The organism is Bradyrhizobium septentrionale, from assembly GCF_011516645.4.
In the GTDB taxonomy this organism is placed as follows: Bacteria; Pseudomonadota; Alphaproteobacteria; order Rhizobiales; family Xanthobacteraceae; genus Bradyrhizobium; species Bradyrhizobium septentrionale.
Window position 1 is genome coordinate 5785460 of the sequence record NZ_CP088285.1, and the last position, 19174, is coordinate 5804633.

Below are 19174 nucleotides of genomic sequence, written 5' to 3' on the forward strand. Positions count from 1 at the left end.
CAGTTTGCTTGTCAGATTGTCCAAAAAATGTGCATACACTTTGCCGGTCGGATTGTAGAGTTTCGATAATCCTTGGAGACCCGCCATGTCCGTCACCGCCAAAGCCGATGCCCGCCCGCTGTCCGATGCCGAGATCGTCGAGGCCTATCTGACCGCGTCGATGATCCCCGATCCCGATGCGGCGGCGGCCTACATGAAGCCTGATACGGTGATCACCTTCACCGGCGGGCGCGAATTCGACCATCCGCGCGGGCCGACCGGCTTCAATGCCAAGCGCTATCGCTGGGTGAAGAAGCGGATGGACCGCTTCGACGTCTGCCCCGGCGCGGGCGAGACCGTGGTCTACAGCGTCGGCACGCTCTACGGCGAATGGATCGACGGCACACCGTTCGAAGGCAACCGCTATATCGACCGCTTCGTGGTCAGGGGTGGCCAGATCGTCAAGATGGACGTCTGGAACGATAGCGCTGAGCGGATCCTGGTGCAGCGGGGGATCGAGGCTTAGGCGGCAGCGCACTTTTCCCGTCATCCTGAGGAGCCGCGAAGCGGCGTCTCGAAGGATGCACGGCCCGGCTGGTGGCCGTCGATCCTTCGAGACGGCCGCGTTGCGGCCTCCTCAGGATGACGGTGATAGAGCGCGGCTGTCGTCAGCATCGCCCCGCCTTCGGCAGCTTCACCGCCCGCTCTGCACCCGCCTCGTCCACCGCCCCATAAGGGCAATATTAACCGCATCTGCCTTACCTGTTCTCCCGTTCAGCGGGAGAGCCGTCCAGTGCGCAATCGTGATGGTGTTTTAGACACCATAGGCCTGAAGAACCGGGTGCTGGTCACCGCGATCTTTCTGGCATCGGGCGCGGCATCCCTGATCCTTCAGGTTCTCTGGTTCAAGCAACTGCAATTCGTGCTGGGAAGCGCGACCGTCTCGGTCAGCGTCACGGTGGCGAGCTTCTTTTTCGGCCTCTCGCTGGGCAGCGCGCTCGGCGGCCGGATCGCCGACACCGTCAGCCGCCCCCTGAAGATCTACGGGTTTCTCGAACTCGCCCTCGCAGTCGTTTCCTTGGCGGTCACCGCGTTCCTGTCGCACTGGTCGACATGGGTGGGCTGGCTGTCGCCGATGCTGGACCTGGAGTCGCCATTCCGGTTGCCGCTGATGGTCACGCTGTCGCTCGCCATCCTGTCGCTGCCGACGATGCTGATGGGCGCGACGCTGCCGTTCCTCGTAAAATTCCTGACCCGCACGCAAACCGACCTCGCCAATCGCATCGGCCTGCTCTACGGGTTCAACACCCTCGGCGCCGCCATCGGCACGCTGGTTGTCGGCTTTGTCTTGATGGGCCTCTGGGGGATCACAGGATCGAGCCTGGTTGCGGCGGCCCTGTATATCTGCGTCGGCGGCGTGGCCCTGCTGGTTGCGCGCAGCGCAAGCCCGCTATCGCCAGTCACGGCAACAGCACCAGTGCAAACCGCCGCACCGGAGCAGGGCCGGACGTCCATCCTGATCGCGATCTTCGCGTGCTCCGGCTTTGTGTCGATCGCCTATGAGGTCGTCTGGTTCCGCTTCCTGACCAATGTCAGCACGTCGAGTGTTTACGCCTTCTCGGGCATGCTCGGCGTTTACCTGCTGGGCCTGGTGATCGGCGCGCTGATCTGCGCCAGGCCGCTCGCACCCCGCAAGGATCAATTGTTGCGATACTTCGCCGTGACGCAGCTGCTGATCGCGGTTGCGGCCACGCTGACCGTCGCAATCCTCGGCAAGGCGCGTGTCGTGGGAGCGGTGCTGTCTCCCATCGTATCGAGCCTGCTGCCAGTCCCGGTGCAGGAGCTTCTGGGAGGCGATGTTTCATTTTTCCTGATCTGCGCTGTTGCCTTGCTGCTGCCGACCACGCTGATCGGCATCAGTTTTCCGCTGGCCAGCGAACTGACTGTGATGCAGATGAGCGCGCTGGGCCGCAGAATTGGCTCGCTCTACGCCTTGAACACGATCGGCGGCGTCCTCGGCTCGCTGGCTGCGGGATTCCTTCTGATTCCCTATCTGGGCAGCCAGGGGGCGCTCACCGCACTGATTGTTCTGAACGTCCTGCTGTTTGCCGCGACGACCCTATCGCAACCGGGTCTTCTGCGAGAAGGCAGCCTGTGGCGGCAAGGGGCAATCGCCGCAAGCGTCATCGCCGTAGCGCTGCTGCTCCTCACGCCACACTATCTGGAACGGGTCCTGACCGCGATCGAAGGCGCTGATGTCCTCGAGCTACGAGAAACCCGGCAGGCCACATTTGCGGTGGTCGAGTATCGCGAGAAGGCGGCGGGGACTTACCAGCAATTGGTGGTGAACTCGAAAAGCTATGCCAACAACCGTCCCGAGGGCAGGCGCTACATGGCCGCGATGGGGCACTATCCCATTCTGCTGCACCCTGGCCCGGTTGAAACGGCTGTCGTGATCTGCATCGGGACCGGAACCACGGTGGGTGCGGTCAGCACCCACAAGGAACTAAAATCCATCGACGCGGTCGACCTAGCCCCGACGGTTTTCGAATTCGCGCCGCATTTCGTGCCGATCAACAAGCAGTTCTATCAAAATCCCAAAGTCCATCAGATCGTCGCGGACGGACGCCACTTCCTGCTGGGGACCAAGGAGACGTTTGACGTCATCACCCTCGAGCCCCCGCCACCGCATGACGCCGGCGTGATCAACCTCTACACCGAGGAATTCTATGCGCTGGCGAAGCAGAAGATGCGCCCCGGCGGCGTTCTCGCGCAATGGGTGCCGCTGGACTTCAACCGCGGCATTCTTCCAAAGATGATCCTCAAGGCCATGATGGGCCAGTTCAAGCATGTCTCGCTGTGGCTGCCGTCCAGAATGGAAGGCGTGGCGATCGCTTCCGATGAACCCTTGAACATCGACTCTCGCGCGCTCGCCATGCGGATGTCCGCGCCCGCGGTGGCTGAAGACCTGACGGCAAACGGCTTGCGCTCGCCCGAGGATTTCCTGGCGACATTCATCGCCGCTGATGAAAAACTCGCGGCCTTTGTCGGCGATGTGCCGAGCCTCACGGACGATCGGCCGCGCCTCGAATATTATAACTGGTATCCGCTGAGTTCGATCAGCGTGGACGAATTGAAGCGCCGTCGCGAGCCCGTGGAAGACTATCTTGCCGACAGGTCCATCGAGGAGGCTCGCCTCGACACCGCGCGCACGGTGGCCGATGCGATTCTGGATGAGCACAGAGCCACGGCTGACGGCGACAAATCCGCCGCCCGTGCAGCGCTTCGCCTGGCCGTCAAACTGCAGCCGGACAATTCCTATGTCGGCTTCCTGGACCGCAAGCTGCGCGAGTGATCGGGTAGCCTCCGGCTCAAGGTGAGGACTCCATCACCGTCATCCTGAGGTGCGAGCTCTTGCGAGCCTCGAAGGATGAACGGCCCCGCCGGTGGCCGCCGATCCTTCGAGACGGCCGCGTTGCGGCCTCCTCAGGATGACGGTGATAAAGTAGCAGCTCGAAGGCAACCGCTATGTCGGCCGCAGGCAGATCGCCAAGATGGACGTCTGGAACGACAGCGCCGAGGGCTTTGGTACAGCGAGGATCGAGGTGTAGGGGGCGCTCACTTTCTCCCCGTCATCCTGAGGTGGCCGCTTCTTCAGCGGCCCTCGAAGGATCGACGGCCACCGGCGGGGCCGTGCATCCTTCGAGGCTCGCAAGGGCTCGCACCTCAGGATGACGGGGATAGAGTAGCGGCAGCTGCTAACGCCGCACCAGCTTCGGCAGCTTCACCACCCGATCGCCGCTCGCCTCATCCGCATAGGGCGCCAGGATATCCAGCAGATCCCGGCCGCGCTGCGGGCTCGGCGCGACCAGCGCGCGGGTGGCCACCGAATCCAGATGGTGGTGCATCAGCTCCATCACCTTGGCGACGTCGCCCTTCACCAGGGCCGCGATGATCGCGCGGTGCTCGGTGATCGCGCATTCCGTTGAATGCGGCCGACTGTACAGCGACAGCGTCAGGCAGCAGCGATAGGCGACTTCGCTGACATAGCGCACCAGGATCGGGCTGTTGGTCATCTGGGCGAGCAGGATGTGGAATTCGGTGGCGAGCCGGATCGAGACCGCGTCGGTGCCGTCGCGGGCGCGATCCTCGGCATCGACATGAGCCGTGAGTTCCGCGACCTGCGCCTTGGTCAGCTTGCCCGCGAGCTGCCGCACCACCAGCCGCTCCAGCTCGATGCGGATGTCGAAGGCATCGCGCGCCTCCTGCCAGCTCGGCGTCGCCACCACCGCGATGCGGTTGCGGCGCAGCTCGACCAGGCCTTCCGCGGCCAATTGCCCGAGCGCGTGCCGTGCGATGGTGCGGCTGACGCCGAAACGCTCGCCGAGCGAATCCTCGGGCAGTTTTGCGCCGGGCTCCAGCGCCTGCTCGATGATCGCGCGCCGCAGCGCGCGGCAGATCACGCTGACCTTGTCTGACGATTCAGCCGTTTTGCTGCTATCGGCGCGCCCCGCCATTGCCGCGAATCCCTCTTCAAAGGTGCTTCGAACGCCTCTTTATCATACCGGCGAAACAATCGGGCGCCTGAATTGCATGCAGTTTGGGCCACCGATTGCCTAAAAGGAATCCCGCATTTTGCTTGCGGATCGCGCGATTTCCTTGATTTTCAAGAGGCCGGCCGCTGGCATCCAGCTTGCATGCACTTTGCTTGTGATGCGCATGCAACCAAACTCCGAATTTGCCGGCGAGCCTGTTGCCGCCGGATCCGCGCCGACCGCGATCGAGTTGTCGGGAGCCTCCGTGACGTTCGGCCGCGGCGCCCGCGCCGTGCCGGCTCTGTCGACAACCACGCTGCGGATCGCCGATGGCGAGTTCGTCGCGCTGGTCGGCCCGTCCGGCTGCGGCAAGTCCACCATCCTGCGGCTGGTGTCGGGCCTGGTGCGGCCGACCACCGGCGTCGTCATCGTCGGCGGCCGCGAGGTCGCGGCGCGGGCGATGCGGGTCGGCATGGCGTTCCAGAACCCGACCATGCTGCCGTGGATGACGATCGAAAAGAACATCATGCTGCCGCTGAAGATCGTCGAGCCGTTCCGCTCGCAGTTCCGCCGGCTGCGCAAGACCGCGTTCCGCGACAAGGCCAATGCGCTGCTTGAGCAGGTCGGGCTAAAGGGCTTTGGCGGCCGCTATCCCTGGCAGCTCTCCGGCGGCATGCTCCAGCGCGCCAATCTGTGCCGCGCGCTGATCCACGAGCCGCGCATGCTGCTGCTCGACGAGCCGTTCGGCGCGCTCGACCAGTTCACCCGCGAGGAGCTGTGGGGAATCCTGCAAGCGCTCTGGATGACGCACAGACCGACCGTGCTGCTGGTCACCCATGACCTGCGCGAGGCCGGCTTCCTGGCCAACCGCATCTGCGTAATGAGCGCGCGGCCCGGCCGCATCCTCGACGACTCCAGCGTCGACTTCGCCCGCCCGCGCACCGTGGCGATGACCTTCGAGCCCGATTTCGTCGCGCTCAACCAAAAACTCCGCGCCTTCATCGTCGATGCGCGCACTGCTGCGCGCGAGGGAGCCTGACCATGTCCGTGTCCGATATCAGGCAGAAGGCCTGGTCCGCAGGCCTGATCGTGCTGTTCTTCGTCGCCTGGGAGCTGTTCTGCCTGATGACGGGAATGTCGGATCTGGTGCTGCCGCGTCCCTCGCAGATCTTCGTCACGCTGTTCGAGAAATTCCCGATCCTGTGGCCGCACATCATCCAGACATTGGTCACCACCATGATCGGCTTCGTGCTCGGCGTGGCGCTTGGCGTCGCGCTCGGCGCCGTGATCGGGGTGTCAAAAACCGCCTACGACACCTGCTATCCGCTGCTGGTCGGGTTCTCCTCGATCCCGAAGGTCGCGGTGGTGCCGATCTTCGTGCTGTGGTTCGGCTCCGGCACGGTGCCGGCAGTCCTGACCTCGCTGTCGATCTGCTTCTTCCCGATCGTCGTCAACATCGCCACCGGCCTTGCCACCACCGAGCCCGAGCTCGAGGACGTCCTGAAGGCGCTCGGCGCCAGCAAGTTCGACATCCTCTGGAACGTCGGGTTGCCGCGGACGATGCCGTTCTTCTTTGCCTCGCTGAAGGTCGCGGTCTCCTACGCCTTCGTCGGTGCGGTGCTGTCGGAGACCGTCGCCTCGAACCGCGGCATCGGCAACGTGATGATGACCGCGTCCTCCAATTTCAACGTGCCGCTGGTGTTCGCCGGGCTGTTCGTGCTCGCCGGCCTCGGCGTCGCGCTTTACGTCCTGTTCTCGCTGATCGAGGGCCAGGTCACGGGCTGGGCGACGCGCAAGGACAACGCCATCGTCACCTGAAGATTGTTTCGTCCATCGCCGTTCACTGGAGTTGAGGAGGTCGTCATGCTGAAGACAATAGGCGCTGTGCTCGTGGGATTGGCTCTGGTCGCGGGATCCGCGCGTGCCGAGGAAACCACGATCAAGTTCACGCTGGGCTGGAAGACGCAAGGATCGGACGCCGCATTCTTCTATGCCAAGGATAACGGCTTCTTCAAGGAGGAAGGCCTCAACGTCGTGATCGACCAGGGCGAGGGCTCCGGCGCGACCGTGACGCGCATCATGTCGGGCGCCTATGACGCCGGCTTCGGCGACGTCAACGCCATCATCCAGAACGCCTCGACCAGGCCGCAGGATGCGCCTGTGATGGTCTACATGATGTGGAACCAGCCGCCGTTCGCGATCGTCGCCAAGAATTCGAGCGGCATCAAGTCGATCAAGGATTTCGAGGGCCACACGCTCGGCGGCGCGCAGGGCACGCCGACCACGCGGCTGCTGCCGGTGTTCGTGCACAAGAACGGGCTCGACGGCGAGAAGATCAAGATCTCCAACATGGCGCCGAACCTGCAGGAGCCGATGCTGATCAAGGGCGACATCGACGCCGCGCTGGTCTTCAACATCACGAGCTACTTCAATCTCGTGTTGAACCGCCAGGATCCCGACAAGGACTTCAAATGGTTCTCGTTCGGCGATTACGGGCTCGATCTCTATTCCAACGGCGTGATGGTGTCGCGCAAGTTGATCGCATCGAACCCGAAGGCGGTGGCCGGCCTGGTGCGCGCCATCAACAAGGGCGCGATCGCGGTGGCCAAGGACCAGAACGCCGGCATGAAGGCCGCGCTGAACTATGACAATCTGATCAATGTCGACGTCGAGAAGCGCCGGCTGCAATATTCCTTCGAGAAGCTGATCGTCTCGCCCGAGATGAAGGACATCGGCGTCGGTGATATCAAGGATGATCGCATGGTCCGCAACATCGGCTTCATCGTCGAAGGCTACCAGCTCGCCCGCGCGCCGACACCGGCGGAAGTGTTCTCCCGCGAATTTTTGCCGCCGCGCGCGGAGCGGGAGCTGGTTTATACGGCGAATTGAGGTTCGGGACGCGGGCAAGTCGTCGCCTCGTCGGCGGTGTTCTCCCTCTCCCGCTTGCGGGGGAGGGCCGGGGTGGGGGCTCTCTCCACGAGTCACATCGTGGAGAGAGCCCCCACCCGGATCGCATCTTCGATGCGATCCGACCTCCCCCGCAAGCGGGAGAGGTGAAGCGGGTCCGCGGAGGAGAAGATGACCATGACAACGGACGTCACCACAACCCGCCTGTTCTCCGGTCCTGACCGCGGCACCCGCGACAATGTCGTGCTCCGGCACGATGGCGGCATTATCACCGACATCTCGGAATCCGCGGCACCGGAGTCCGCCCCGCGCTCCCTCATCCTCCCCGCCTTCGTCAACGCCCACGACCACGCCCGCCCGCGGGCGTCCGCCTTCGGCGCGGTCGGCATCCCGCTGGAAAGCTGGATCCTGCGCACGGTGGTCGGCACGCCGGTCGATCCCTACCTCACCGCGGCCTCGGCGCTGGCGCGCGCGGCGCAGGCCGGCTGCGCGGCGATGATGGTGCATTACACCCGGCCGAGCGGCACCGTGCCGCTGCTCGACGAGACCAGAGCGATTGCGCGCGCCGCCGGCGATGTCGGCATCCGCATCGCCTTTGCGATCGCGGTGCGCGACCAGAACCCGATCGTCTATGGCGACGGCGAGCCGGTGCTGTCGGCTCTTGCCAGCGACGATCGCAAGACGATCGAAGAGCTGTTCGTCCGCGCGCCGATGTCGCCGAAGGCCTATATCGAGCTGACCGACGCCATCGCGGCGGCGATCGGCGGGCCGATGGTTGACGTGCAGCTGGGGCCCGCCGGGGTGCAGTGGTGCTCGAAGCCGCTCCTGGAGGCGGTTGCGGACAATTCCGCGCAGACCGGCCGCCGCATCCACATGCATCTGCTCGAGACGATCTATCAGCGCGCCTGGGCGGATGAGCATTTTCCCGATGGCATCGTCCGCTATCTCCGTGACATCGACTTTCTCTCGGAGCGGCTGACGCTCGCGCATTGCATCCATGCCCGGCCCGACGAGATCGAGATGATCGCGGCGTCAGGCGCGCGGATTGTCACCAATTTCTCCTCCAATTTGCATCTGCGCTCCGGGCTGGCGCCGATCGCGGCGGCCCACGCTTGCGGTTGCGCGATCGCGGTCGGCGTCGATGGTCTGGCGCTCGATGAGGATGACGATGTGCTGCGCGAGATGCGCCTGGTGCAGATGATGCATGGCGGTCTCGGCTTTCAGCGTACCTGGACGGCGCAGGAGTTCTTCGCACTCGCGATCCGCAACGGCCGCCGCGTCACCGGTGCGCCGGGGACAGGCGAGCTTGCCGTCGGTGCGCCGGCCGATTTCGTCGGCATCGATCTCGACCGCCTCGAGGGCGATCAGATCTTGCCGGCCGATCCGCTGGATTTGCTATTCGCGCGCGGCAATGCGTCGCTGGTCCGGGACGTGGTCGTCGACGGACGCACCATCGTCAGCAATGGCCGGTGCGTGGGTGTCGACCTTCCTGCTATCGAGCAGGAGCTGCGCGGCCTCTACCGCGCGAGCGCCGCTACATACGCGCATGTGCTGCGCGCATGGCCGCGTCTTTCAGTATCGTTGCAAGACTGGTTCGAGACACAACTCACCTGCAATTAAGCTGAGAGCATTCGCTTCGCATCGCGCGGCAAGCGCGGTCGGCCGCGCGAATTCCGTCAAACGGAAGAAAATTCCACTTGCATCACTTTCGGCGCACGGCTTCAAGTTCAAACAGAGGCGCGAGGCTGGAATCGATCATGTCCTTCAAGAAATTGCTGATTGCCAACCGCGGTGAGATCGCGATCCGCATCGCCCGTGCCGCGGCCGAGAGCGGCCTTGCCACGGTCGCCATCTATCCCGCCGATGATGCGGCCTCGCTGCATGTCCGCGCCGCCGACGATGCCTGCGAGATCCCCGGCCGCGGCGCGCGCGCCTATCTGGACATCGAGGCGGTGATCGCGGTGGCCATGGCTGCGGGCTGCGATGCGCTGCATCCGGGCTATGGCTTCCTCAGCGAGAACACGCAGCTTGCGCGGCGCTGTGCCGAGGAGAAGATCATTTTCGTGGGTCCGTCCCCGGAAGCGCTCGATCTGTTCGGCGACAAGGCCAAGGCCAGGGACCTCGCGAAGAAATGCGGCGTGCCGGTCATCGCCGGCACCTCGGGCGCGACCTCGCTCGACGAGGCAAAAGCCTTCTTCGCCTCGCTCGGCGCCAACGCCGCCGTGATGATCAAGGCGATCGCCGGCGGCGGCGGGCGCGGCATGCGCGTGGTCGAGGACTTAGCCAAGCTCGACGAGGCCTATGCGCGCTGCCAGTCGGAAGCCAAGGCGGCATTCGGCAATGATGCGGTCTATGTCGAGCGGCTGATCCGCAAGGCGCGCCACATCGAGGTGCAGATCATCGGCGATCGCCACGGCGCGATCAGCCATCTCTGGGAGCGCGAATGCACGATTCAGCGCCGCAACCAGAAGCTCATCGAGGTGGCGCCGAGCCCATCGTTAAGTGAGAGCCTGCGCGCCCGCATCATCGAGGCGGCGAAGCAGCTTGCGTCAGCCGCGCGCTACGACAATCTCGGCACCTTCGAGTTCCTGGTCGATGACGAGGCGGAGGAAAGCAAAGGCGAAGGTGAGGGCGCCTTCGCCTTCATCGAGGCCAATCCGCGGCTCCAGGTCGAGCATACCGTCACCGAGGCGGTGCTCGGTGTCGATCTCGTGCGTTCGCAGCTCGCGGTCGCCGCCGGCGCCACGCTGGCCTCGCTTGGGCTGGCGCAATCCGCGGTGCCGCTGCCGCGCGGCTATGCCATGCAGCTCCGCGTCAACATGGAGGTGATGGACGAGAAGGGCGTGACGAAGCCGACCGGCGGCACACTCGCCGTGTTCGACCTGCCGTCCGGCCCCGGCGTCCGCGTCGATACGTTCGGCTATTCCGGCTACCGGACCAGCGCCGCGTTCGACTCGCTGCTGGCAAAAGTCATCGTGCATTCGCCAAGCCCAAAATGGTCCGACGTGGTGCACAAGGCGTCGCGCACTCTGCGCGAATTCCGCATTGGCGGCGTCGCCACCAACATCCCGTTCCTCGGCGCAATCCTGGCGCATCAGAGTTTTGCGCGGAACAAGATCAGCACGAACTTCATCGATACCCATGTGGCGGCGCTGGTCGGGACGGCCAAGGACCTCGCCGCGCCCCTAGCCGAGGTGAGCGAGGCCGCGGCAACGAAGGCCGTCGCCACTGAGGCGGCACCCGAGGGCTCGCTTCCGGTACCCGCGCCGCTGCAGGGCACGATCGTGGCGATCGAGGTCGCCGAGGGCGATCTGGTCCGTCCCGGGCAGCAGATCGCGGTGCTGGAATCGATGAAGATGGAGCATCTCGTCACAGCAGCCCATGGCGGCCGGGTGACGAAGATCGCAGGCGGCCCCGGCGTCACCTTGATGCATGGCGAGCCGATCCTGTTTCTCGAGCCCGCCGAAGTCGATGGCCATCACGCCGCGGAAGAGGCCGCGATCGATCTCGATCACATCCGCCCTGATCTGGCCGAGCTGATCGCGCGCAAGGCGATCACGCTCGACGAGAACCGTCCGACCTCGGTGGAGCGCCGCCGCAAGACCAACCAGCGCACCGCGCGCGAGAACATCGCGCAGCTGGTCGATGAGGGGTCGTTCGTCGAGTACGGCTCGCTCGCGATCGCGGCGCAGCGTCGCCGCCGCAAGGTCGAGGACCTCATCAAGAACACGCCGGCCGATGGGTTGATCTCCGGCGTTGCTACCGTCAACGCGAAAGACTTCGGTCCCGAAGGCGCGCGCTGCATGGTGATCTCGTATGACTACACCGTGCTGGCCGGCACCCAGGGCCATATGAACCACAAGAAGATCGACCGCATGCTATCGCTGACCGAGCAGTGGCGGCTTCCGCTGGTGTTCTATGCCGAGGGCGGCGGCGGCCGCCCTGGCGATACCGACCGGCTCGGCATGACCGGCCTCGACGGTCCGTCCTTCGTGCAGTTCGCAAAACTCTCCGGCCTTGTGCCTGTCATCGGGGTGGTCTCGGGCTATTGCTTCGCCGGCAACGCCGCGATGCTCGGCGTCTGCGACGTCATCATCGCGACGAAGAATGCCTCGATCGGCATGGGTGGCCCCGCGATGATCGAGGGCGGCGGGCTCGGCGTCTATCATCCGGCCGAGGTCGGGCCGGTGTCGTTCCAGTCGCCGAACGGCGTGATCGACATCCTCGTGGAGGACGAGGAAGAGGCGACGGCGGTGGCGCAGAAATATCTGTCCTACTTCCAGGGCGCGGTGAAGGACTGGACCGCGCCGGACGAGCGGCTGCTGCGCCGCGCGATCCCGGAAAATCGTCTGCGGGTCTATGATATCCGCAACGTGATCGATCTGATCGCCGACGAGGGCTCGGTGCTGGAGATCCGGCGCGATTTCGGCGTCGGCATGATCACGGCGTTCATCCGCATCGAAGGCAAGCCGTTCGGCCTGATCGCCAACAATCCAAAGCATCTCGGCGGCGCGATCGACGCTGCGGCCGGCGACAAGGCCGCGCGCTTCATGCAGCTCTGCGATGCCTTCGACATCCCGATCGTCTCGCTGTGCGACACGCCGGGCTTCATGGTCGGGCCCGAGGCCGAGAAGACCGCGATCGTGCGCCATGTGGCGCGGATGTTCGTCACCGGCGCCAGCATCACGGTGCCGCTGTTCGGAATCGTGCTGCGCAAGGGCTACGGTCTCGGCGCGCAATCGATGATCGGCGGCGGCTTCCATGCCTCGTTCTTCACGGTGGCGTGGCCGACCGGCGAGTTCGGCGGCATGGGCCTCGAAGGCTATGTCCGCCTCGGCTTCCGCAAGGAGATGGAGGCGATCGCGGACCCCCTCGAGCGCGAGAAGTATTTCCAGACCAAGGTCGCCGAGCTCTACGCCAACGGCAAGGCGGTTTCGATCGCCTCGGTGCTCGAGATCGACGAGGTGATTGATCCCGCCGACACCAGGCACTGGATCATGGCCGGTCTCCGCTCGGTGCCGAAGCCAGAGCCGCGGACCCACCGCAAGCGTCCGTGTATTGATGCGTGGTAGAGGCCTTCTCCGCTTCAGTCGCAGAAGGAAGCCCCGGCGAGGAACGCCGGGGCTCACGTCCGTAGGTGGCTAAATCAGTATCTGGCTACGGCGGGCCCGCCGAAGCGATAGTTCAGCCGTATCGTCAGCAGATCCACGTCCTGGCTGATCCGGTTGGCAGCGCCGGCCACGATGGGATTGACGACGGAGAACGAGTTGTTGGCGTCTCCCATGAAGAGGCGATCGTACTCCAGGCCGACCGACCAGTTGGGAGCAAATCCGTACTCGAAACCGACGCCGACCGTGCCGCCCCAACGGGTCGACGACGCGGAGGCCACGTTAACCCCGCCGAGCGTGGTCCAGATGTCATATCGGTTGCTCGTCACTGCGGCGCCGCCCTTCACGTAGAACAGCGCTGCATCCCAGGCCCAACCGAGCTGGCCGGTGATAAGGCCGAGGCCGTCGGTTTTGGTTGTCGTCGAGAACAGCGGATTGATGAGGCTGACGCGCGAGCCCTTCAGGTCGGCCCAATCGCCTTGTCCCTCAAGCCCGAACACGAATTGGCCGGCCTGCCAGCGATAGCCGAGCTGACCACCGAAAACGCCCCCGGAACGTGAGCTGCAACCGTCGGGGATGACGCCGCCGGCGACGGGCACGAAGCCCCAGCAATTGCGGCTCTCACCCCAGCCGCCGTTCGCACCGATATAGAAGCCGGTCCAATTGTAGACAGGCGGTGGAAGCGGTACGGGCTGCGCCTTCACGGCCATGTCGGCGGCGGAAGCAGGTGTCGCCATGCTCAATGCCACGGCCGCTGCAAGGAAAAATTTCTTCATCGATTCATCCCCCAGGTCGAATATGATTCACTGAAAGTTGCCTCCCGGATGGCTGCGAGGTGCAGCCATCCACGTCGGATCGCGTTGAAGGCTACAAGCAGGGTCCCCGGACGCGTGTGCCAAAATGGCAACACGCTAGGACAATCAGAAATCCGAGCCAGTTTTCTTTTCGCTGCGCGGGGTGCGCGGGGCCGACCATCTATTGACCCTCGGGATGAATGCGACCCTTCGGTACGCTTTCCTCGTCACCGAGCCAGCCGGCGATGCTTTCCGAATGGATCAATTGCCTCGGGGAGTGAGGATTGATCGTTCCGGCAAACACGACCAGGCCCTCCTCCAGTTTTGCGCGCGCGAACGACTTGGCTTCCTCTTCCGTGGCAAACGCCTTGGTTACGCGCGGGCTGCGCTCCTTCGGCAGCAGCAGCAAGCCACGCTTGCGGACTTCATAAGTCACGTACCAGCTGGCTATCATCGCGCTCGCGGATCAAAGACAAACTCGCGCCAATGAATCCTCAGTCGGGGGGAAAACCTTTGATCTGCATCAAGGCGTGTGCTGCGGCCCCTCCCTCGCAAGGGGTGTGGAAGCTCTCCGCCGCTTTCTTTGCGCGCGATCAGCTCCGGTTACACCCGTGGTCCTACCCCCGAGCTTTCTACCTTTTGCTCGGGCCCATGGGGGCGATCGGCACCCGGCTTTCCCTGCGCCCTCTGTTTGAGGAGGGCGAAATGAGGAGCAAAGCTCGGACAACTTATGTCGCGAAAATGCGGAAGTATGACTCACAAACCGCGCCACACATCCGGCGTCGTCCCGGGCAAGCGAAGCGCGACCCGGGACCAATAACCACAAATGCCAATTGGCTTATGACGCTGTGGCCACAGCATGCTTCGACAACTCAATCCTGTGGTTATGGGTCCCGGCCCCCGTGCGCAATGGCGCACTAGGCCGGGACGACGGCGGTGGACGGGGCGGGCAACTCGCGCGACCGAGAGAGCTACCCCAACCGCAACTCCGCATACCCCTGCGCCGCGACCGCGTCGCAGCGTTCGCGATAGGCCGGCGCGCTGCCGCTGTAGCGGGCGACGATGCGAGTCTGCTTGCCCTCGACGTTGCGGTTGATGCCGGTCATCCAGGAATCGACCTCGTTGGAGAGCAGGCCTGTGCCGAGCGCCTTGACATGATCGGTCCAGCCGGCGGCGCCCTCGGGCGTGGCGTCGAGGAAGGTCAGGCCTTTCGCTAGCGCGAAGCGGAGCAGGCCGGTGACCCAGTCGACGCTGTATTCGATGCTGCGCGGGATGTTGCCGAGCGCGGTGTGCGGGCCCATCAGCATCATCATGTTGGGGAAGCCGTCGACCATCAGCCCGAGATAGGTTTCCGGGCCGTGCGTCCATTTCTCTTTCAACCGCGCACCATGCGCACCGCGAAAATCGATCTTGTCGAAGCTGCCCGTGATGGCGTCGAAGCCGGTGGCGTAGATGATGATGTCGAAGGCGTAGTCCTTCTGGCTGGTCCTGATACCCTCGGGCGTGATCTTTTCGATCGGCGTCTCCAAGAGGTCGACAAGTTCGACATTGTCGCGGTTGTAAACCTCGTAATAGAAGGTCTCGAGCGGCAGCCGCCTTGTGCCGAAGCCGTGGTTCTTCGGGATCAGCTTCTCGGCCACCGCCTGATTCTTCACGCGCTCACGGATCTTGCGCGCGACGAAATCGCTGATCGTGGCATTCGCTGCGCGGTCGATCAGGATATCCCTGAAATTGCCCTGCCAGATGCCGAAGCCGCGCTCGCCATAGAGTTTTTCGTAAAACGCCTCGCGCTCGGTGTCGCTGACCTCGAACGCGCCGCGCGGATCGGGCGTGTGCACGAAGCAGGCGAAGGTCTCCTTGCAGCGCGCAAAGATCTCGGGATAGCCGGCCTTGATCCTGGCTTGCGTCTCCGTATCGATCTTGCCGTTGTGCAGCGGCGCCGCCCAGTTGGCGGTGCGCTGGAACACGGTGAGGTGGCCGACTTCGCCGGCGATGGTCTGGATGGTCTGGATGCCGGTCGCGCCGGTGCCGATCACCGCGACGCGCTTGCCGGCGAAATCCACCTTCCCTTTCGGCCAGCGCGCGGTGTGAAACGACTGCCCCTTGAAATCGTCGCGGCCCTCGATGCGCGGCAGGGTCGGTGTCGACAACGGGCCGATCGCGGTGATCAGGAAGCGGCAGGAGTGGCGCGCACCGTTCTCGAGCGTGATCTGCCAGCTTCGCGTGTCGTCCTGGTAGATCGCGGCGGTAATCCGGCTCTCGAACTGGATGTCGCGGCGCAGATCGAACTTGTCGGCGACGTAGTTGCAGTAGCGCAGGGTCTCGGGCTGTCCGGCGAAATGCTCGGACCATTCCCATTCCTGCAACAGCTCCTTCGAGAACGAATAGCCGTAGGAATAGCTCTCGGAATCGAAGCGCGCGCCGGGATAGCGGTTCCAGTACCAGGTGCCGCCGACGCCGGTGCCGGCCTCGAACACCCGCGTCTTGAGGCCGAGCTCGCGCAGCCGGTACAGCTGGTACATGCCGGACAGGCCGGCGCCGATGATGATGACGTCGTAGTCCGGCGCAGCCGTCTGGGCGGTGTCGTCCTGGCGCAATGCGGCCACCTGTCGTCGCTCCCTGATCGGTTGATTGCCGGCAAGGCTAGCCGGTCTCGCCGCTGCCGACAAACATCGAACAGCGGGGCAGCTATCGGGATTTGCCGGGTGCGCGGGCCTGCGCGCATTCCGCGCGGCGGACTGTCCGCCCGGTGGCTTTACTCGACCGCGGGATTGCCCCTATCGTCGGCCCGGCACAATGATCGCCCGCCAAGCGGCGACGGAACCAGTGGGAGTGAAGCGATGGCAGAGGCGCTGCGCAGGCCGACATCAATCGACGTCAGCAATCCCCGGCTTTATCAAGATGACATTTGGCGGCCGCTGTTCGCGCAGCTCCGCCACGACGATCCCGTGCATTATTGCGAAGCGTCGGCCTACGGCCCGTACTGGTCGGTGACGCGCTACGACGACATCTTCGCGGTCGAGCTGGATCACGACAACTATTCGTCGGAAATCGGCGGGATTCAGGTGGTCGATCAGCCCAAGGGCCAGGAAATCGCAAATTTCATCAGGATGGATCCGCCGGGCCATACGGCGCAGCGCCGCACGGTGGCCCCCATCGTGGCGCCGTCCAACCTCGCCAATTTCGAGCCGCTGATCCGCAAACGCACCTCTGCTGTGCTCGACGCGCTGCCGCGCAACGAGACCTTCGACTGGGTCGAGCGGGTCTCGACCAATCTCACCAACATGATGCTGGCGACCTTGTTCGATTTTCCCTGGGAAGATCGCATGAAGCTGACCTGGTGGTCCGATGTCGCGATCGCCAACGTCGATTCGCCCGATGCTGTCGTGCATTCGGAGCACGAGCGTTTCGAGGAGATGGTCAAGATGGGCGAGTATTTCCGCAAATTATGGGATGCGCGCGTCGGCGCGCCGCCGACCTTCGACCTGATCTCGATGCTGGTGCATTCGGAGGCGACGCGAAACCTGCAACCGCGCGAATTCCTCGGCACGCTGGCGCTTCTGATCGTCGGCGGTAACGACACCACGCGCAATTCGATGTCCGCCGGGCTGATGGCGCTGTGCGAGAGCCCCGCGCAGTTCGAGCTGGTCCGCGCCCGCCGCGAGCTGATCCCGAACCTCGTCTCCGAGACGATCCGCTACCACACGCCGGTGCTGCATATGCGGCGCACCGCGCGCAACGATGTCGAGCTTGCCGGCCGCCGGATCAAGAAGGGCGACAAGGTGGTGATGTGGTACATCTCCGGCAACCGCGACGAGGCGAGAATCGAGCGTGCCGATGAATTCATCATCGACCGCGCCAAGCCGCGCCAGCATCTCGCCTTCGGCGCTGGTATCCACCGCTGCGTCGGCGACCGCCTCGCCGAGCAGCAGCTCCGCATCCTCTGGGAGGAGGTTTTGGCGCGCGACCTCCGCTTTGAGATCATGGGCCCACCACAAAGGCTCTATTCCAATTTCATCCGCGGTATACGAAGCTTGCCGGTGAGAATCGTGAATTGAGCCGCATTACCCGTCATTGCGAGGAGCGAAGCGACGACTTGTCCGCCGAAGCCTCGGCGAAGGCGGAAGCAATCCATATCGCCGCTTGGGAAGAATGGATTGCTTCGCGGAGCCTGTCATCCGGCGGCGCTCCGCGCCGACCGGGTGGCTCGCAATGACAGAAGAAGAGACTCCAAGGAACAAGAATGAAGAACGAACCCGTTGACGTCCTGGTCATCGGCGCCGGTGCCTCCGGCGCCGCGGTGGCCTGGAGCCTCGCCGATACCAGGATGCACATCCTCTGCCTCGATCAGGGCGGCTGGATGAACCCTGCCGAATATCCGAGCACCGGGCGCGACTGGGAGGCGAAATTCTACGGCGACTGGTCGTCGAGCCCGAACATCCGCAAGCGGCCCGAGGATTACCCTGTTAACGACGACAATTCGCCGATCAAGGTCGTCAACTTCAACGCCGTCGGCGGCTCGACCGTGATGTACACCGCGCACTGGCCGCGGCTGCATCCGTCCGACTTCAAGGTGAAGACGCTCGACGGCGTCGCCGACGACTGGCCGATCGATTACGACGCGCTGACGCCGTTCTTCGAGGAGAACGATCGCATCATGGGCACGTCGGGCCTGTCCGGCGATCCGCTGTCGCCGCTGAGCCATCCGCCGATGCCGCCGCAGCCGCTCGGTCTATCGGGCCCGCTGATCGGCAAGGCGATGAACAAGCTCGGCTGGCACTGGTGGCCATCGGACACGACCGTCGCGACGATGGACTATGAGGGCAGGGCGCGCTGCATCAATCTCGGCCACTGCACGCCGGCCTGCGCGCAGGGCGCCAAGTCCTCGACCGACATTACCTACTGGCCGCACGCGATCCGCGCCGGGGTCGAGGTCAAGACTCATTGCCGGGTACGCGAGATCATGACCAACGAGCACGGCATGGCGTCCGGCGTCGTGTACTACGACAAGGACGGCGTCGAGCAGTTTCAGCCGGCCGAGGTCGTCATCATCGCCTGCAACGGCGTCGGCACGCCGCGGCTGCTGCTGAACTCGGTGTCAGGGAAATTTCCGAACGGGCTGGCGAATTCGTCCGGCCTGGTCGGCAAGAACCTGATGTTTCACCCCTACGCGCAGATCTACGGTTATGTCACCGAGCCGACCGATTCCAACCGGGCGCCGCCGACCTGCCTGTGGAGCAAGGAGTGGTATGACACGGACCTGTCGCGCGGCTTCGTCCGCGGCTACGGCGTCCAGTTCGTCCGCGGCGCGGGGCCGGTGTTCGAGGCCGTGACGAGCGAGCAGAAGGGCATTCTGCCCTGGGGCAAGGATCATCACCGCGCGTTCCGCAAGCTCAACGGTCATCGGCTCGGATTCTCGGCGATCTGCGAGGATCTTCCGGAGGAGCACAACCGCGTCACGCTCGATCCCGTGCTGAAGGACAGCCACGGCATTCCCGCGCCCAGGATCGACTACACGATCAGCGAGAACAGCCGGAAGATGATGGACCATGCGCTGGCGCGCGGCCGCGAAGTGCTCGAAGCCGCCGGCGCGACCGATTTCTGCATCAACGCGCCGATCTCGTGGGGCGGCTGGCACCTCCTCGGCACCGCGCGGATGGGCACCGATCCCGCGCGCTCCGTGGTCAACGAATGGGGCCGCTCGCACGACGTCAAGAACCTGTTCATCGTCGACGGCAGTATCTTCGTCACCTCGGGTGGCGTGAACCCGACCTCCACCATCCAGGCCCTCGCGCTCTACATCGCCGACCAGATGAAGCAGCGCCTCGCCAATCTGTTCGACTGAGGCTGC

13 protein-coding genes are annotated in these 19174 nt (G+C 64.4%); 9 read left to right on the forward strand and 4 right to left on the reverse strand.

Annotated elements, in window-relative coordinates:
* The first annotated feature begins 85 nt into the window (after positions 1-85).
* Both HAP48_RS29485 and HAP48_RS29490 read left to right on the forward strand, forming a co-directional pair.
* On the forward strand, positions 86-505 hold the full coding sequence (locus HAP48_RS29485) for a nuclear transport factor 2 family protein (protein ID WP_166203261.1): 420 nt from the start codon (positions 86-88) through the stop codon (positions 503-505).
* Between the two features lie 267 nt (positions 506-772).
* Positions 773-3334, forward strand: coding sequence for a fused MFS/spermidine synthase (locus tag HAP48_RS29490; protein ID WP_166203263.1), 2562 nt, complete (start codon positions 773-775; stop codon positions 3332-3334).
* Positions 3335-3737: 403 nt separating this feature from the next.
* Here HAP48_RS29490 and HAP48_RS29495 read toward each other — a convergent pair whose 3' ends face one another.
* Positions 3738-4496 carry a GntR family transcriptional regulator gene (locus HAP48_RS29495; RefSeq protein WP_166203265.1) on the reverse strand — a complete coding sequence of 253 codons (759 nt, stop codon included), beginning with the start codon at positions 4494-4496 and terminating at the stop codon, positions 3738-3740.
* A gap of 202 nt (positions 4497-4698) precedes the next feature.
* Here HAP48_RS29495 and HAP48_RS29500 point away from each other — a divergent pair, with 202 nt between their 5' ends.
* From HAP48_RS29500 to HAP48_RS29520, 5 genes are all read left to right on the forward strand, one after another.
* A complete protein-coding gene (locus HAP48_RS29500; RefSeq protein ID WP_224496667.1) occupies positions 4699-5553 on the forward strand; it encodes an ABC transporter ATP-binding protein in 855 nt (284 codons plus the stop codon).
* Between the two features lie 2 nt (positions 5554-5555).
* The gene (locus tag HAP48_RS29505) at positions 5556-6332 is read left to right on the forward strand and encodes an ABC transporter permease (RefSeq protein ID WP_166203270.1); all 777 of its coding nucleotides are present in this window, start codon (positions 5556-5558) and stop codon (positions 6330-6332) included.
* Positions 6333-6377: 45 nt separating this feature from the next.
* Complete coding sequence (locus tag HAP48_RS29510) at positions 6378-7403, forward strand: ABC transporter substrate-binding protein (protein ID WP_166203272.1); 1026 nt, start codon at positions 6378-6380, stop codon at positions 7401-7403.
* 189 nt (positions 7404-7592) lie between these two features.
* A complete protein-coding gene (locus HAP48_RS29515; RefSeq protein ID WP_224496668.1) occupies positions 7593-9041 on the forward strand; it encodes an amidohydrolase family protein in 1449 nt (482 codons plus the stop codon).
* A 137-nt stretch (positions 9042-9178) separates the two neighbouring features.
* Positions 9179-12493, forward strand: coding sequence for a carboxyl transferase domain-containing protein (locus HAP48_RS29520; RefSeq protein WP_166203274.1), 3315 nt, complete (start codon positions 9179-9181; stop codon positions 12491-12493).
* A gap of 74 nt (positions 12494-12567) precedes the next feature.
* Here HAP48_RS29520 and HAP48_RS29525 read toward each other — a convergent pair whose 3' ends face one another.
* From HAP48_RS29525 to HAP48_RS29535, 3 genes are all read right to left on the reverse strand, one after another.
* The gene (locus tag HAP48_RS29525) at positions 12568-13305 is read right to left on the reverse strand and encodes an outer membrane protein (protein WP_166203276.1); all 738 of its coding nucleotides are present in this window, start codon (positions 13303-13305) and stop codon (positions 12568-12570) included.
* A 199-nt stretch (positions 13306-13504) separates the two neighbouring features.
* Positions 13505-13732, reverse strand: a complete 228-nt coding sequence (locus HAP48_RS29530; protein ID WP_224496669.1) for a hypothetical protein — start codon at positions 13730-13732, stop codon at positions 13505-13507.
* Between the two features lie 562 nt (positions 13733-14294).
* Entirely contained in the window at positions 14295-15929 is a 1635-nt protein-coding gene (locus HAP48_RS29535) for a flavin-containing monooxygenase (RefSeq protein ID WP_166203280.1), read from the reverse strand.
* A gap of 234 nt (positions 15930-16163) precedes the next feature.
* Here HAP48_RS29535 and HAP48_RS29540 point away from each other — a divergent pair, with 234 nt between their 5' ends.
* Both HAP48_RS29540 and HAP48_RS29545 read left to right on the forward strand, forming a co-directional pair.
* Positions 16164-17381, forward strand: a complete 1218-nt coding sequence (locus tag HAP48_RS29540; RefSeq protein WP_166203282.1) for a cytochrome P450 — start codon at positions 16164-16166, stop codon at positions 17379-17381.
* A 185-nt stretch (positions 17382-17566) separates the two neighbouring features.
* Positions 17567-19168, forward strand: coding sequence for a GMC family oxidoreductase (locus HAP48_RS29545; protein ID WP_166203284.1), 1602 nt, complete (start codon positions 17567-17569; stop codon positions 19166-19168).
* The last annotated feature ends 6 nt before the right edge of the window (positions 19169-19174 follow it).

Coding starts and splice junctions, on each gene's coding strand:
- HAP48_RS29545 (WP_166203284.1), top strand. CDS start 17,567: ATGAAGAACGAACCCGTTGACGTCCTGGTCATCGGCGCCGGTGCCTCC.
- HAP48_RS29485 (WP_166203261.1), top strand. CDS start 86: ATGTCCGTCACCGCCAAAGCCGATGCCCGCCCGCTGTCCGATGCCGAG.
- HAP48_RS29520 (WP_166203274.1), top strand. CDS start 9,179: ATGTCCTTCAAGAAATTGCTGATTGCCAACCGCGGTGAGATCGCGATC.
- HAP48_RS29510 (WP_166203272.1), top strand. CDS start 6,378: ATGCTGAAGACAATAGGCGCTGTGCTCGTGGGATTGGCTCTGGTCGCG.
- HAP48_RS29500 (WP_224496667.1), top strand. CDS start 4,699: ATGCAACCAAACTCCGAATTTGCCGGCGAGCCTGTTGCCGCCGGATCC.
- HAP48_RS29515 (WP_224496668.1), top strand. CDS start 7,593: ATGACCATGACAACGGACGTCACCACAACCCGCCTGTTCTCCGGTCCT.
- HAP48_RS29505 (WP_166203270.1), top strand. CDS start 5,556: ATGTCCGTGTCCGATATCAGGCAGAAGGCCTGGTCCGCAGGCCTGATC.
- HAP48_RS29525 (WP_166203276.1), bottom strand. CDS start 13,305: ATGAAGAAATTTTTCCTTGCAGCGGCCGTGGCATTGAGCATGGCGACA.
- HAP48_RS29540 (WP_166203282.1), top strand. CDS start 16,164: ATGGCAGAGGCGCTGCGCAGGCCGACATCAATCGACGTCAGCAATCCC.
- HAP48_RS29495 (WP_166203265.1), bottom strand. CDS start 4,496: ATGGCGGGGCGCGCCGATAGCAGCAAAACGGCTGAATCGTCAGACAAG.